The organism is Paraburkholderia sp. 35.1 (assembly GCF_050436525.1).
In the GTDB taxonomy this organism is placed as follows: domain Bacteria; phylum Pseudomonadota; class Gammaproteobacteria; order Burkholderiales; family Burkholderiaceae; genus Paraburkholderia; species Paraburkholderia tuberum.
This window is the reverse complement of sequence record NZ_JBNDMJ010000003.1, coordinates 1,959,238-1,974,204: the sequence shown is the minus strand read 5'-3', so window position 1 is coordinate 1,974,204 and position 14,967 is coordinate 1,959,238. Positions and strand designations below refer to the sequence as shown.

Sequence of the window (14,967 nt, the reverse complement as noted above, 5' to 3'; positions counted from 1 at the left end):
CACCTCTCAGTGACCACTTGCAACCAGAACTTTGCACCCTCGGTCTGGGCAATCCACAGTCCCAGAACCTCCTTGTGACCGGTCATGTTCACGCCGATGGCCAGGTACACTGCCTTGGTGCGCACCGCGCCGCTGTCGCGCACCTTGACGTGGATGCAGTCGAGATAGACGATCGGGTAAAGCGCATCGAGCGCACGGCCTTGCCAGACCTTCACCTCCTCGCTGACGGCGTCGGTGACCGCCGAGATGAGCGTGGGCGACACCTCCGTGCCGTACATCTCTTCCAGATGGCCCTGGATCTCGCGCACGCTCAGACCTCGCGCGTACAACGAAATGATCTTATCGTCGAAGCCCGTCCAGCGCGTCTGATGACGCTCCACAAGCTTCGGCTCGAATGCGCCCTGACGGTCGCGCGGAATATTGAGCGGCAACTCGCCAAACTCCCCCTGCAATGTCTTGGCGCTATGCCCATTCCGGGTGTTGCCAGTGGCATTAGTCACCGCTTCGCTCTTGCCATGGCCCAGGTGCTCGGACATCTCCGTCTCAAGCGCTCGCTCCACCAGCATCTTCGTGAGCTGCTTGAGCAACCCGTTCTCGCCTATCAGATCTTCCGGCTTCTGGTAGTTCGCCAGCAGGCTGTCTGCCAGCTTGACGAGTTCAGGATCGGGGTTTTCTCTTTTGTTGCGTTTCGCTACGGTCATCTGTGCTCCTGTTGCTGACAGTTTCCTGCCAAATGACCGTTTACACAAAAATTTTTACACCCTCAAGATCTCGCAGAAAGCAAATCTCCGCGCGTTTTACGTAACAGCCCAAAGCAATGCTGTTCCCGCCAGTCTCGACGGAATCACGGGGCACGTGTCGGTGTCGGCTTAAGCGTAGTGGTAACCAGGTTGGCTATTGCCTTCTTCGTTTGCTCCGTCGCGCTCTCGTCGTACCCGATTGTCACGCCCCGTTCGACACAGGGGTCCGCATATGAGAACGGCAGGTTGCTTTTGACGTTAAGCAAATGTCCCGCACTGTGTTCTTCCCATGCACAATTGCGCACTGTTTGCGCTTTCGGCAGGGAGGTTGGATGTGCGAAGGCGCGCGCATCGAAAATATGATTAACCCCGGCAAACTCGGTCAGCTCTACGTCCGCCCCCTTGGCTTTCAGCCGTTCCACATAGGCCTTGCAAGGCGCGACCGGGTCATAGTTGTCTGCGCTTCCATGGAATATGCGAATGGGAGCCTTTGATACGTTGTCGTCATCGAGGTAGTGGGCACTGCAGTCTGGGTAAAGCGGAACATAGGCTGCAAATCCTGGACTCGACGCATCGGCATGCGCTTTCTGGAAGCGCACCATGCTCGCGTAGAGCGTGTCTTGCCCTCCACGGGAAAAGCCCATTAGCATCACGCGGCTCGCGTCGACATGAGGGTTTTTGGAAATAAGGCTGAGCGCGCGATACGCGTCTTCTGTCTGAGCGAGTCTGCCAAGCTGACTCTGGTCATTGATTGTGTTTTCTATGCCTCGGCTCGTGAAACTGTCGACAACGAAAGTGGCAACGCCCAAGGACAGGAACCACTGCTCCCAGTCCGCTATCTGGCCGCCGATACCCCCAGACGGGTGCAGCAGTATGACGGCGGGCAGCCTGTCGGTCCCGGGTCGAGGCAGCCGCAATTCACCGGCTATCGTCACGCGCTTGCCGTCTTCGCTTCCGGCCAGAAATTGCTCGTCTGTGAGCGTCATCGACTCGAATGGAATGACTTCGATTCGCGCCACCTGCGCGTAGGGGACGCGCGGAATGCAAAGGAGCACAAGGACTAGCAAAAGGAACGGCAAGCCTCTCACACTTGCGAACATGGCCGTCTCCCATGAGTACGGACAGAGTTATTTATGCAGCGTTATAGGCGGTCCGGGCAGGAATGCAATGCAAATGACAGAATTGTCGTGATACGACAGACAGTGACGGCAGACGGCAGACGGCAGACGGCAGACGGCAGACGGCAGGCACTTTATCGATTCGCCGGGTCGCGCATGTCCAGAAAGTCGAGGATTCGAGTCGCTTTAGCCGTCCGGAACCGCCGAGCGCGGTCGACGCGCGAGCGTAGCGCCCATTTCACTTCGCCGCCCCCAGGTTGATTCCTGAACGGGAGAGGAGCAAAAACTCGAAGAAAGCCACCAACAGCTGTTTGGCCTGAATGTCGACTCCGCGAGCAGGAAGAAAAGCTCAAGCAGTATCAGCACGTCGACGTATTGTTCATCAGCCTGACTATTAATAAAAAGACCCATAAGTTTCTCAACTTACGGGCCCGTTTTCTCAGGTTATGCGTCTACCTACATACACCCTCAAACGTCGATATTCCCCGCCCTCAACGCATTCGACTCAATAAAAGCCCTGCGCGGCTCCACATCATCCCCCATGAGCGTAGTAAAGATGCCATCAGCAGCAATAGCATCCTCGATCTGCACCCGAAGAAGACGCCGCACCGCAGGATCCATAGTCGTCTCCCAAAGCTGCTCCGGATTCATCTCCCCGAGGCCTTTATAGCGCTGCTTGGACATATTCCTCTCAGCATCAGCCAGCAGCCACTTCATCGCACTCTTAAAGTCGGTGACAGCCATACTCCGCTCCCCACGCTTGATCACAGCGCCAGAGCCGATCAACCCCTTGAACGTATTAGCGGTGGTCACAAGCTGCTGATAATCCGCAGTCAACTGAAACTCTTCATCGATCACAGAAATCTTCTGATTCCCATGATGCGTCCGCGCGACGCGCAGCGAGCGCAGCTCCCGCACCGGGTCATACATCGTCGTAACGCGCACTTCCGGCTTCAGCGCATCATCCCGCAGCTTCGCCTCAAGCGCGCGAGCCGAAGCTTCGGCCGCCTGCTCGCTGGAGAGGTCGATAACGACGCCATCCATCACGGCCTCGAGCGCACCCGCGTCATACAGCCGGCTCAACCGATCAACCACTGCCTGCGCCAACAGATAAGCCCGAGCCAACTCACCCAACGCATCCCCGGTAATCGGAGTCGCACCTTCAGAAGCCACCAACTCCGACCCCTGCAACGCGAGCCGAAGAATATGAGCGTTGACTTCCGACTCATCCTTCAGATACCGCTCATCCTTCCCCGCCTTGATCTTGTAAAGCGGCGGCTGCGCGATATAGATATACCCGCGCTCGATCATCTCCGGCATCTGCCGATAGAAGAACGTCAACAACAGCGTCCGGATGTGCGCGCCATCGACGTCAGCATCGGTCATGATGATGATGCGGTGATAGCGCAGCTTGTCGAGGTTGTAATCTTCCTTGCCGATCCCGCAGCCAAGCGCGGTAATCAGCGTAACGATCTGCTCGGAAGAAAGCAGCTTGTCGTAGCGCGCCTTCTCGACGTTCAGCACCTTGCCGCGCAGCGGCAAGATAGCCTGAAACTTCCGATCACGCCCCTGCTTCGCCGACCCACCCGCCGAGTCACCCTCGACGATATAAATCTCCGACTTCGCCGGATCCTTCTCCTGGCAATCGGCGAGCTTGCCGGGCAAACCGACGCCATCGAGCACGCCCTTACGGCGCGTCATCTCACGCGCCTTGCGCGCCGCGTCGCGCGCACGCGCCGCATCGACGATCTTGCCGCAGATGATCTTCGCGTCGCCCGGCGTCTCGAGCAGGAATTCCTCGAGCGCCTTTGCGACCACTTCTTCCACCGGCGCGCGCACTTCCGACGACACCAGCTTGTCCTTCGTCTGCGAGCTGAACTTCGGCTCCGGCACCTTCACCGACAGCACGCACGACAGCCCTTCACGCATGTCATCGCCCGACGTTTCGACCTTCGCCTTCTTCGCGACTTCGTGATCGGCGATGTACTTGTTCAGCACGCGCGTCATCGCCGCACGCAGACCGGTAAGGTGCGTGCCGCCATCGCGCTGCGGAATGTTGTTCGTGAAGCACAGCACGTTTTCGTTGTAGCTGTCGTTCCACTGCATCGCCACTTCGACACCCACACCATCCTTCTCGCCGATGATGTGGAAGATGTTCGGGTGCAGCACGGACTTGTTCTTGTTGATGTACTCGACAAAACCCTTCACGCCGCCGACGAACGCGAAATCCTCTTCCTTACCCGAGCGCTGATCCACCAATCGAATCCGCACGCCGTTATTGAGGAACGAAAGCTCACGAATCCGCTTCGCGAGAATGTCGTAGTGGTATTCAACATTGCCGAAAATCTTTTCATCGGCCATGAAATGCACTTCGGTGCCGCGGTTTTCGGTGTCGCCGATCACCTGTATCGGCGACGTGGTCACGCCGTCGATCTCTTCGAGCACGCGGTTCTGCGGCACACCACGGTGGAATTCCATGAAGTGCTTCTTGCCGTCGCGGCGCACGGTGAGGCGCAACCACGCCGACAGCGCGTTCACGCACGACACGCCCACGCCGTGCAGGCCGCCCGACACCTTGTAGCTGTTCTGGTCGAACTTGCCGCCGGCGTGCAGCTCGGTCATCACGATTTCGGCGGCGCTGCGCTTCGGATCGTGCTTGTCGTCCATCTTGAGGCCGGTCGGCACGCCGCGGCCGTTGTCGGTGATCGAGATCGAGTTGTCCGCGTGGATGATCACCTGGATGTCGTTGCAATGCCCGGCGAGCGCTTCGTCGATCGAGTTGTCGAGCACTTCGAACACGAGGTGGTGCAAACCGGTGCCATCCGATGTATCCCCGATGTACATCCCAGGCCGCTTGCGCACGGCTTCCAGACCTTCGAGGATCTGGATGGACGAGGCGCCGTAGCTGTTATCGGGCTGCGTATTGTTCGTTTCAGTCATGGATTTTTTCCGGTTCTGCGTTACTGCAAGGTTGCTGCTCTGGACTTTTCAAAACGCCATAAAAACGCCAAAGGGGCGCTGCGCCCCTTGGTGTTCTTCTTGATGTTGGACGCGTCAGATGCGCATCGGCATCACCACGTACTTGAATTCGTCGTTCTCGGGAATCGTGATCAACGCGCTGGAACTGGCATCACCCAGGCTCACCTGCAGCATGTCGACCTTCAGATTCGCGAGCACGTCGAGCAGGTACGTGACGTTGAACCCGATATCGACGCTGTCGCCGTCGTATGCGATTTCCAGTTCTTCCTGCGCCTCTTCCTGATCGGCGTTGGTCGACATGATCTTCAACTGGCCCGGCTCGACGATGCAGCGCACGCCCTTGAACTTATCCGACGTCAGAATCGCCGCGCGTTGCAGCGAACGCTGCAGTTCTTCGCGGCCAATCTGGAATTTGTTCTTGTGCGACTTCGGAATCACGCGCTGGAAGTCGGGGAACTTGCCTTCCACGAGCTTCGACACGAGTTCAACCTGACCGAACGTGAACTTGACCTGCGTCTGCGCGATGTCGATCTTCAGCGTGTCGTCGATGTCTTCGAGCAGGCGCTGCAGTTCGAGAATCGTCTTGCGCGGAATGATCACTTCGTGGCGCGCGAAGGAGCCCTCGATCTTCATCGACGAGAACGCGAGACGGTGACCGTCGGTCGCGACCGCCATCAGCTGATCGCCGTCCACCACCAGCAGCATGCCGTTCAGGTAGTAGCGGATGTCCTGCTGGGCCATCGAGAAATGGACCATGCCGAGCAACTGGCGGAACGTCTTTTGAGGAACCACCAGGCTCGCGCCGTAGTCTTTGGCCTGAGCGACGGTCGGGAATTCGTCCGCGGCGAGCGTCTGCAGCGCAAAGCGGCTCTTGCCGGATTGCACGGTCAGACGCTTGTCGTTCAGCGTCAGCGTGACCTGGCCGTCAGGCATCGCGCGCAGAATGTCGAGGAGCTTGCGCGCTGCCACCGTGGTCGCGACCGAATCGCCGCCCACGCCGAAATCGGCGCGCGTGGTGATCTGCAACTCCAGGTCGGTCGACAGGAACGATACGTCAGGACCGTTCTTGGTGATCAGCAAATTGGCGAGGATCGGCAACGTATGGCGGCGTTCGACGATGCCGCTCACGGTTTGCAGCGGCCTGAGGAGGTTGTCGCGTTCGGTCTTGACCAGTTGCATAGGGTTCCTTCGTTGGTATAACGGCCTGCACGCCTTACGGGACAAGCGTTTCAGCGCGCAGCCACGGCTCCCCGCCGGCGCCCTGAAAAGCGCCCGACACGGCGTGAAATCCGCCCGTCGCCGCCGGGCGGTTAAACCTGTATTGTGCCTGAAAACGGGACCGCCTCACTAAAATGGGGGCGAGTTCGGGAATAAACAGGTCGATTTTGTAGGGCGTGGTCCGGGCTGCCGCCGACTTGTCGCGCCGCTGCGCGGCGCTACCGGTTCGCAGGCTTGTTGTTCCGCCACTTCTGGCCGGTTGCGCCGCAAATTCGTCACGGGTTTGCCGCGCTTTTTACGTCGCTTCTGCCCGCTTACCGTCGCGTTCCTTGTCATTTCCCGTCCGGACCCGACAGCGCCGCCGGGTTGTGAGTCCCCTGCCCGTTTCTCGATTTACAGCGTTTTCGCGGCCTCATTCAAACCACTGCGTAGCCGCTTCCAGCGTTTCCTGCCGCCGACGTCCGTTTCACGGTCGCGTGCGGCCAGCCCGTTTAGCCCTTCAGCGTCTGCTCCAGCACGTGCAGTTCGTGATTCAGCTGCGCGTCCTTGCTGCGCTCGTCGGCGATCTTGCGCACCGCGTGCAGCACCGTCGTGTGGTCACGCCCGCCGAAAAGCTCGCCGATTTCCGGCAGACTCTTCTGCGTCAATTCCTTCGCCAGGTACATCGCGATCTGCCGCGGCCGCGCGATGTTCGCCGGACGCTTCTTCGAATACATGTCCGCGACCTTGATGCTGTAGAAGTCGGCGACCGTTTTCTGGATGTTTTCCACCGAAATCTGCCGGTTCTGCACCGTCAGCAGGTCTTTCAGCGCTTCCTTGGTCAGTTCGATCGTGATTTCGCGGCCGTGGAACTTCGAATACGCGAGGATCTTGCGCAGCGCGCCCTCGAGCTCGCGCACGTTCGAGCGGAGATGCTTCGCGACGAAGAACGCGACATCCTCATTCAGGCTCACGAACTCCGATTGCGCCTTGCGCATCAGAATCGCGACGCGCATTTCGAGTTCGGGCGGCTCGATCGCCACCGTCAGGCCGGAGTCGAAGCGCGAGATCAGGCGATCGTCGATACCCGAGATTTCCTTCGGATACGTATCGCTCGTGATGATCACTTGCGCCTTGTTGGCGACCAGCGCCTCAAAAGCGTAGAAGAATTCCTCCTGCGTGCGCGACTTGCCCGAGAAGAACTGAATATCGTCGATCAGCAGCAGGTCGAGCGAGTGGTAGTAGCGCTTGAAGTCGTCGAACGCCTTGCGCTGGTACGCCTTCACGACATCGGACACGTACTGTTCCGCATGGATGTAGCGAATCCGCGCGCCGGGTTTGTCCATCAGCAACTGATTTCCAATAGCATGGATCAGGTGTGTCTTGCCGAGGCCCACGCCACCGTACAGGAACAGCGGGTTATACGAAATGCCGGGGTTGTCGGCGACCTGGATCGCCGCGGCGCGCGCGAGCTGATTCGCCTTACCGGTCACGAAGTTGTCGAAGGTCAGCACGGGGTTCAGCTTCGAGCGCTCGTACATCGAGTCGCTCTCGCTGGATGCCGTCGCGCCCACGCCTTGGCCTGGGCGCCACGTGCGACGTCCGGCGGCGGCTTCGTTCGCGTCCAGGCTCGGCAGATCGAGGTCTGCGACGTCTTCGGCGGCGCTGCGCGAATTAGCGTTTTGCGCTGCGAGCGCCGCAGCCGCGGCTGCGGGATTCGCGCGCGCGGCATGCGCGGCGTGCACGGCGCCGACAGCCGCATCGACGGCCGCGACGCCGCCGGCATTACCGCCCTGCGGCGCGGCCGAAGCCGGGCGTGCCGACGACGGAGCCGGCGCCGCGGCCGTTGGGCTACGCATGCCTGCCTTCGGATCCAATACGAATTGCACGTCCACCGGCGCATGCCAGAAATCGCGGGCCATATCCGCGATGCGGCCGGAGAACTGGCTCTTGACCCAGTCGAGCTTGAAGCGGTTCGGCGCGGCAATGCTCAACGTGTTCGCATCGGCGTCGAAGGCGACCGGGGCCAAGGGTTTGATCCACGTCACGTACTGCTGGGGCGTAAGCTCACGCTCCAGCAATGCGGAACAGTGTTGCCAGAATTCGTTCATCAAGTTGCTATCGTTATGGTGTGCACGGCGGTCGCCGCTGCCCCTGTCGCGCACGCGCAACAAGGCCCTGAGCAGCCAGGCGTAACGGCCCCGGGCGCCTGTGCCACAAGGGTCTGCGGGACAAGCGTGCCGGAGCGGCGTGCAACATTTTTGGGAAGTAAGGCGAGATTCTAACGCCAAAACGAACCCGAAAGTGAGTTATCCACAGGGACCGATCGCTTGGTCCGGCAACCCCCGGCTGCGCCAGACGACGGCTAAGCTATTGACGGCCAACGGAAAACCAGTTTAAATAGCGGGTTCCGCGAAAACCAATTTCAGTAAACCACCGGCCATTGCGCTTTCAGCGATGATCGCGCGGTTTTTTTCGATCAAGTGAGAGCAACATGAAACGTACTTACCAACCTTCCGTTACCCGTCGCAAGCGCACCCATGGCTTCCGCGTTCGCATGAAGACCGCTGGCGGCCGCAAGGTCATCAACGCACGTCGCGCGAAGGGCCGCAAGCGCCTCGCGATCTAAGGCAAGCGGATTGCGCGCTGTGACCGAAACCCGCGGCGAAGCGGGAGCGGCCGGGGCGCAGCAACCGGGCTCGGTTCCGTTGCGAGCGCAAGCCGCCTTCCCCAAAGCCGCAAGGCTGCTAAAAACGGATGAATTTTCATCCGTTTTTCGTTTGCGGCCGTGGCGCCGTACCGCACACTTTGTCGTGTACGGCCGGCCCACCGGCAACGAGGCGCGTCTTGGCCTCGTGATCGGTAAGAAGTATGCGCCGCGCGCGGCCACGCGGAATCTGGTGCGCCGGATCGCGCGCGAAGCCTTCCGGCTGCGTCGCGCGGAATTCGGCGGTTGGGATGTGCTGCTGCGTCTACACACGCGTTTCGACAAAAAAGCTTTGCCGAGCGCGTCGTCGTCGCCGTTGAAGGCGCTGTGCCGCAGCGAAATCGAGGCGCTGCTCGACAAGGCAGCGCGCGAAATTACCCGTCGTCAGGCGCCGCCCGCGGAGGCGCCCAAGACGGAATGACGCAGTGACCGCCCGCACCATGGTCGCCGCAATGGGCATTGCGCCGGCAGCTTTAGAGCGCGGGCGTCGTCCTGTACTTCACGTTGCCCGGCGCCGTACGGCCGCACCTGCCATGCAAACGGTACTCTTCGCTTTATTGCGCTTTTACAAGCTTGCCGTGAGCCCCATGCTCGGCAACCGGTGCCGTTTTTACCCTTCCTGCTCTGATTACGCGCGCGAGGCAATCCAGTATCATGGCGCCGCGCGCGGGACTTATCTCGCCGTGAGGCGTGTTTGCCGCTGCCACCCGTTTTCCGCGGGCGGCATCGATCTCGTCCCGCCACCCACTTCTGAAAAGCGCTGACGCGCCGTTCCATCGACACTGAGACAACGCATGGATATCAAACGCACCGTCCTATGGGTCATCTTTTTCATGTCAGCTGTCATGCTGTTCGACAACTGGCAACGCGACCACGGACGCCCGTCGATGTTCTTCCCGAGCACGACGCCGACCCAGACCGCCGGCAGCGCCGCGCCGGGCACCACGACACCGGGCACCCAGCAAGCCGATCTGGCGACAACCAACGCGGCCGCGCCGGGCAACGCGCCAGCGGCCGAACAATCGCAGCTCGTGAAGTTCGGCACCGACGTCTATAGCGGCGAAATCGACACCCGCGGTGCCACCTTGTCGCGCCTGTCGCTCGTCAAGCAGGGCGACGGCAAGCAGCCGGATCTCGTGATCACGCTGTTCGACAAAACGAACAATCACACGTATCTGGCGCGCACTGGCCTGCTCGGCGGTGACTTCCCGAATCACAACGACATCTTTACGCTGATGCCGAATCAGCCGACCCATCTGGCCGACGGCCAGAACTCGTTCCAGATGAGCTTCGAGTCGCCGGAAAAGGGCGGCCTCCGGGTCATCAAGACGTATACGTTCACGCGCGGCAGCTACGTGATCGGCGTCGAGACGAAGGTCCAGAACGTCGGCACCACGCCGGTGACGCCGCAGCTCTATATGGAACTCGTGCGCGACGACCAGCCGGTCGAAACGCCGCGCTTCTCGCACACGTTCATCGGACCGGCTGTCTACACGAACGAGCATCACTTCCAGAAGATGACGTTCAGCGATCTCGACAAGAACAAGCAAAACTTCGCAACGTCGGCCAACGACGGCTGGGTCGCGATGGTCCAGCACTACTTCGCGTCGGCCTGGATTCCGCAGGAAGGCGTGAAGCGCGAGTTCTACGCCGAGAAGATCGATCCGTCGCTGTATCGCGTCGGCATGAAGGAGGCGATGCCGACCATCCAGCCGGGCCAGACCGTCAGCGTGTCCGCGCGTCTGTTCGCCGGTCCGGAAGAAGAAAAGATGCTCGCAGGTATCGCGCCGGGTCTCGATCTGGTGAAGGACTACGGCTGGGTCACGATCATCGCGAAGCCGCTGTTCTGGCTGCTGTCGAAGATCCACGGCTATGTCGGCAACTGGGGCTGGTCGATCGTGCTGCTCACGGTGCTGATCAAGGCGGTGTTCTTCCCGCTGTCGGCCGCGAGCTACAAGTCGATGGCGCGCATGAAGGCGATCACGCCGCGCATGCAGGCGCTGCGCGAGCGTTTCAAGGGCGATCCGCAGAAGATGAACGCGGCGCTGATGGAGCTGTACAAGACCGAGAAGGTCAATCCGTTCGGCGGCTGTCTGCCGGTCGTGATCCAGATCCCGGTGTTCATCTCGCTGTACTGGGTGTTGCTGTCGTCGGTGGAAATGCGCGGCGCGCCGTGGATTCTATGGATCCATGATCTGTCACAGCAGGACCCGTACTTCATCCTGCCGATCCTGATGGCCGTGTCGATGTTCTTGCAGACCCGCTTGAACCCGACGCCGCCGGACCCAGTCCAGGCGAAGATGATGATGTTCATGCCGATCGCGTTCTCGGTGATGTTCTTCTTCTTCCCCGCAGGTCTCGTGTTGTACTACGTCGTGAACAACGTGCTGTCGATCGCGCAGCAGTACTACATCACGCGGATGATGGGCAGCTCGAAGGCGAAGCCGGCCTGAGGTTCCGTCCGGTGGCAGCCCGCAGGGCCGCCGTGACGCAAGCTCAAAACGAAAAGCCGCCCGGTGCGAACCGGGCGGCTTTTTTTATGGTGCGGCTGAAGGAAATGCGGCGGGCGGCTGCGCTTGAGTTTCGTCGTTCACTCTTCGTCGGAATCTTCGCCGTAAAAACGCACGATCATTTCCTCGACCAGATTCCGGTCCTTCGGGGTCAACGATGCGATCTTCGAAGCGAGTTCGATCGTTTCGGGTGTCGGCGGATATTTTTCGCCACGTGCCATCGGTCGTGCGCTGGCGCCGGGCGGTGGTCCGTAATGGAGCCAGTGCTCCTTGACGTTCAACCATTCGGCCAGCGTGCGCAACTTGTCCGGCTTCGGGATCGTCGTGCCCGTCAGCCATTTGTGTGCGGTCTGGGGCGTCACGGGCCGCTCGCCGTAATAGCGAAGATTGAATTGCTCGGCGAGTTTGGTCCCACCGCGGATTTTCAGCGGCTCGAGCAGATCCTTCAGCCTCTTGGCGAAGGCGGCTTTTTCTTTGTCGGTCGGCATGGGCGAGATTGTGCAATTCGGAGTTCAGCCAGTTGACAACCGATCAAGCTTTGTTTTCTCTTATTTGAGATAGTTTTAGCTTGTAGCGCGCGCCCCGTAACGCGTTGCACGAATTTGATTTTTTTCATCTCTCGATTGCCAGGCTTGGCTTTGCCTGAACCACAGTTCCTGCCGAGTCTCAACAATTCCTAAGTAGCGCGGTAACAATCCTAGCTTAATTGAGATAAATCTGAGTTGTTCAAACGATAGGGGCGAACGGGCGCGTCATCCGCTTCGCGTCCTTGTCGCCAGCCCTTCCGTGCGAGGCGCGCGCGTTACAATGCCTCGCGCCGGCTCGACCGACGCGGCCCTGCTCCTCCCCTCCCGTTTCAGCCGACTTCACATGCTCACGACCGACTCCGATCCCATCGTTGCCATTGCTACCGCGCCCGGCCGGGGAGGCATCGGCGTCGTGCGGATTTCGTTCGGCCGCGCTGGCGCGGCGGCGGCCCAGCCGTTGATGCAGGCCCTCACCGGCCAGACGCTCGCGGCGCGTCACGCGAGCTACGTGCCGTTTCTCGACGCGAGCGGCAATCCGCTCGATCGCGGCATCGCGCTGTACTTTCCGGCGCCGCACTCGTACACCGGCGAGCACGTGCTTGAACTGCAAGGCCATGGCGGCCCGGTCGTGCTGCAATTGGTCCTGCAGCGCTGCATCGACGCCGGCCGCGCGTTCGGTCTACGGCTCGCCGAGCCCGGCGAATTCACGCGTCGCGCGTTTCTGAACGACAAGCTCGACCTCGCGCAGGCCGAGGCCGTCGCCGATCTGATCGAGGCAAGCACCGAGGCCGCCGCGCGTTCGGCCGGCCGCTCGCTCGACGGCGCGTTCTCGCGCGACATCCACGCGCTGGTCGAAGAGGTGATCACGCTGCGGATGCTGGTCGAAGCGACGCTCGACTTCCCGGAAGAGGAAATCGACTTCCTCGAAGCCGCCGACGCGCGCGGCAAGCTCGTGCGCATACGCGAGCGTCTCGCGCACGTGCTGAGCGAGGCGCGCCAGGGCGCGTTGCTGCGCGAAGGTTTGTCGGTCGTGCTGGCGGGGCAGCCGAACGTCGGCAAGTCGTCGCTGCTGAACGCGCTCGCCGGCGCCGAACTCGCGATCGTCACGCCGATCGCCGGCACGACGCGCGACAAGGTCGCGCAGACGATCCAGATCGAAGGCATCCCGCTGCACGTGATCGACACGGCCGGCCTGCGCGAGACCGAGGACGAGGTCGAGAAGATCGGCATCGAGCGCACGTGGGGCGAGATCGAGCGCGCGGACGTGGTGCTGCATCTGCTCGACGCGCGCGCCGGAATGACGGCCGGCGACGAAACGATCGCCGGACGCTTTCCGCGCGGCGTGCCCGTCGTCCGCGTGCTGAACAAGACCGACCTGACAGGGCTCGCGCCCGCGACGCAGGCGCTCGACGCCGACCTCGAACTTAGCGAGGTGCGGCTGTCGGCGAAGAAGGGTGACGGCGTCGCGCTGCTGCGCGACGAACTGCTGCGGATTGCCGGCTGGCAGGCGGGCGCGGAGAGCGTCTATCTCGCGCGCGAGCGGCACCTGATCGCGTTGCGCGCGGCCGACGAGCATCTGGCGACCGCCGCCGCGCATGCGGAGCAGAACGCGCAGGCGCTCGATCTGTTCGCCGAGGAATTGCGGCTCGCGCAGGATCAACTGAACTCGATCACCGGTGAGTTCAGTTCGGACGATCTGCTCGGCGTGATTTTCAGCCGATTCTGTATCGGCAAGTAACGCCGAACTTGTACGTCGCCGCAATGCGGCCGTCATATAGGCTCTCTCGGCCGAATCGGCGCCGCTGCCGCACACGCGAAAATCGCACTCCGTCGGCCAAAAAGCCACCGGATTTTTGGTACACAACCGTGCAAAGGTTTAGAATCCAGCTGTCCGAGCCTAAACGTACAGCGTCCCCAAAGCATGCCCCGCCTCGCCACCCCGCTCACCGAATCCGAGATCCGCGCGCTCGAACCGCGCGCGACCCGCTACTGCGTCGCCGACGGCAACGGCCTCGTGATCGAGGTCATGACGACCGGCACCAAGGTCTGGCGCTTCCGCTATACGTTGAACGGCAAGCGTCAGCCGCTCGCGACCATCGGCGATTACCGGATGATTTCGCTGCGCGTCGCGCGCGCGAAGGCGCAGAGGTACGCGGCGCTCGTCGCGCAGGGCATCTCGCCGGTCGCAACCGCGCGGCGCGATCGCGGTGCCGAGAGCAAGGCCGACGTGCTGCGCGAAGCGGCCGAGCTTTATCTCGCGACGGCGCTGGCCGGCAAGTCGGATGAATATCGCCGCACCACGCGGCGTGCGCTCGACAAGGACGTGCTGCCCGCGATCGGCAACAAGCCGATCGGCGCGGTCACCGCTGACGACGTCGTCGCGATCTGCGAGCGCATCAAAAGCCGCGGCTCGCCGAAAATGGCGCTGCACACGCGCAACGTCGTGAAGCGCCTGTACGCATATCTGATCGCGCGCCAGCTCGCGACCAGCAATCCCGCGGAAGTCGTACCGGCGCGCTCGATCGCGACCTTCGACAGCCGCACCCGCGTGCTGTCCGGCGCCGAGATCGGTGTCATGCTGCGCACGATCGACACATCCAATATCCGCCGTCCGCTGAAGCTCGCGCTGCATCTGCTGGTGCTGACGATGGCACGCAAAGCGGACCTCGTCGAATCGACATGGGCCGAGTTCGATCTCGACGATGCGCTGTGGACGATCCCCGCCGCGCGCCTGAACGCGCGCGAGGACCGCGTCGTCCGTCTGCCGCGTCAGGCGGTTGCGCTGCTGCGCGAGCTGCAGCGCGGGCGCACCAGCGAGACGTTCGTGTTCCCGAGCGTCAGGGGCGACGATCGGCCGATCGCGAAAAGCACGCTGAACCAGGCAGTCAAGGCATTGGGGCTCGACGTGGAGCATTTCGTGCTGCACGACTTTCGTCGCACCGCGTCGTCGCATCTGCGCGACATGGAACAGCAAACAGCTGCGGGGGGCGACATCGCGAAGCGTGAAGCAACCGACGAAGCGGCGTGGCAGGGTCGCATGCTTCAGAGTTGGGCGGACTTTGTCGATAGCCAGATGGAAGTCGCGCGGCAGACGGCGAACGGGACGGCTTGACGGCATTGTCATGGGTTTTGGCGCCATGTGACGCTTGCCGTCAGGCCGGTAACAGGATGGTACACAGGCTAAGGCGA

11 protein-coding genes and 1 pseudogene are annotated in these 14,967 nt (G+C 61.5%); 6 read left to right on the top strand and 6 right to left on the bottom strand.

What is annotated here, in order from left to right; all coding sequences use genetic code 11:
- Positions 1–5: 5 nt before the first annotated feature.
- The 5 genes and pseudogenes from OKW27_RS29260 to dnaA form a co-directional block, all read right to left on the bottom strand.
- Positions 6–701: pseudogene (locus OKW27_RS29260) on the bottom strand (IS256 family transposase); the annotation flags it as partial.
- Between the two features lie 143 nt (positions 702–844).
- Entirely contained in the window at positions 845–1,840 is a 996-nt protein-coding gene (locus OKW27_RS29255) for a dienelactone hydrolase family protein (protein ID WP_429335551.1), read from the bottom strand.
- Positions 1,841–2,326: 486 nt separating this feature from the next.
- On the bottom strand, positions 2,327–4,798 hold the full coding sequence (gene gyrB, locus OKW27_RS29250) for a DNA topoisomerase (ATP-hydrolyzing) subunit B (protein ID WP_090802282.1): 2,472 nt from the start codon (positions 4,796–4,798) through the stop codon (positions 2,327–2,329).
- A 114-nt stretch (positions 4,799–4,912) separates the two neighbouring features.
- On the bottom strand, positions 4,913–6,016 hold the full coding sequence (dnaN, locus tag OKW27_RS29245) for a DNA polymerase III subunit beta (RefSeq protein ID WP_090802283.1): 1,104 nt from the start codon (positions 6,014–6,016) through the stop codon (positions 4,913–4,915).
- Between the two features lie 530 nt (positions 6,017–6,546).
- Positions 6,547–8,145 (bottom strand): chromosomal replication initiator protein DnaA, encoded by a 1,599-nt coding sequence (dnaA, locus tag OKW27_RS29240; protein ID WP_221309137.1) that lies wholly within the window; start codon positions 8,143–8,145, stop codon positions 6,547–6,549.
- Positions 8,146–8,528: 383 nt separating this feature from the next.
- On the opposite strand from dnaA, the gene rpmH reads away from it, so the two are divergent.
- From rpmH to yidC, 4 genes are all read left to right on the top strand, one after another.
- Positions 8,529–8,663: a 50S ribosomal protein L34 gene (gene rpmH, locus OKW27_RS29235; RefSeq protein ID WP_004198824.1), complete on the top strand. Its 135-nt coding sequence runs from the start codon at positions 8,529–8,531 to the stop codon at positions 8,661–8,663.
- A gap of 19 nt (positions 8,664–8,682) precedes the next feature.
- Positions 8,683–9,162 carry a ribonuclease P protein component gene (gene rnpA, locus OKW27_RS29230; RefSeq protein ID WP_090802287.1) on the top strand — a complete coding sequence of 160 codons (480 nt, stop codon included), beginning with the start codon at positions 8,683–8,685 and terminating at the stop codon, positions 9,160–9,162.
- Positions 9,163–9,274: 112 nt separating this feature from the next.
- Entirely contained in the window at positions 9,275–9,505 is a 231-nt protein-coding gene (yidD, locus tag OKW27_RS29225) for a membrane protein insertion efficiency factor YidD (RefSeq protein WP_167050029.1), read from the top strand.
- Positions 9,506–9,535: 30 nt separating this feature from the next.
- Positions 9,536–11,194 carry a membrane protein insertase YidC gene (gene yidC, locus OKW27_RS29220; RefSeq protein WP_429335550.1) on the top strand — a complete coding sequence of 553 codons (1,659 nt, stop codon included), beginning with the start codon at positions 9,536–9,538 and terminating at the stop codon, positions 11,192–11,194.
- A 137-nt stretch (positions 11,195–11,331) separates the two neighbouring features.
- Here the strand turns inward: yidC and OKW27_RS29215 are convergent, their stop codons facing one another.
- Positions 11,332–11,739, bottom strand: coding sequence for a helix-turn-helix domain-containing protein (locus OKW27_RS29215; protein WP_018418931.1), 408 nt, complete (start codon positions 11,737–11,739; stop codon positions 11,332–11,334).
- A 382-nt stretch (positions 11,740–12,121) separates the two neighbouring features.
- On the opposite strand from OKW27_RS29215, the gene mnmE reads away from it, so the two are divergent.
- Together mnmE and OKW27_RS29205 are read left to right on the top strand one after the other, a co-directional pair.
- Positions 12,122–13,516: a tRNA uridine-5-carboxymethylaminomethyl(34) synthesis GTPase MnmE gene (mnmE, locus tag OKW27_RS29210; RefSeq protein WP_429335549.1), complete on the top strand. Its 1,395-nt coding sequence runs from the start codon at positions 12,122–12,124 to the stop codon at positions 13,514–13,516.
- Positions 13,517–13,699: 183 nt separating this feature from the next.
- Positions 13,700–14,890 carry a tyrosine-type recombinase/integrase gene (locus tag OKW27_RS29205; RefSeq protein ID WP_429335548.1) on the top strand — a complete coding sequence of 397 codons (1,191 nt, stop codon included), beginning with the start codon at positions 13,700–13,702 and terminating at the stop codon, positions 14,888–14,890.
- The last annotated feature ends 77 nt before the right edge of the window (positions 14,891–14,967 follow it).

Coding starts and splice junctions, on each gene's coding strand:
- yidC (WP_429335550.1), top strand. CDS start 9,536: ATGGATATCAAACGCACCGTCCTATGGGTCATCTTTTTCATGTCAGCT.
- dnaA (WP_221309137.1), bottom strand. CDS start 8,145: ATGAACGAATTCTGGCAACACTGTTCCGCATTGCTGGAGCGTGAGCTT.
- OKW27_RS29215 (WP_018418931.1), bottom strand. CDS start 11,739: ATGCCGACCGACAAAGAAAAAGCCGCCTTCGCCAAGAGGCTGAAGGAT.
- dnaN (WP_090802283.1), bottom strand. CDS start 6,016: ATGCAACTGGTCAAGACCGAACGCGACAACCTCCTCAGGCCGCTGCAA.
- OKW27_RS29255 (WP_429335551.1), bottom strand. CDS start 1,840: ATGTTCGCAAGTGTGAGAGGCTTGCCGTTCCTTTTGCTAGTCCTTGTG.
- OKW27_RS29205 (WP_429335548.1), top strand. CDS start 13,700: ATGCCCCGCCTCGCCACCCCGCTCACCGAATCCGAGATCCGCGCGCTC.
- mnmE (WP_429335549.1), top strand. CDS start 12,122: ATGCTCACGACCGACTCCGATCCCATCGTTGCCATTGCTACCGCGCCC.
- yidD (WP_167050029.1), top strand. CDS start 9,275: ATGCAAACGGTACTCTTCGCTTTATTGCGCTTTTACAAGCTTGCCGTG.
- rpmH (WP_004198824.1), top strand. CDS start 8,529: ATGAAACGTACTTACCAACCTTCCGTTACCCGTCGCAAGCGCACCCAT.
- gyrB (WP_090802282.1), bottom strand. CDS start 4,798: ATGACTGAAACGAACAATACGCAGCCCGATAACAGCTACGGCGCCTCG.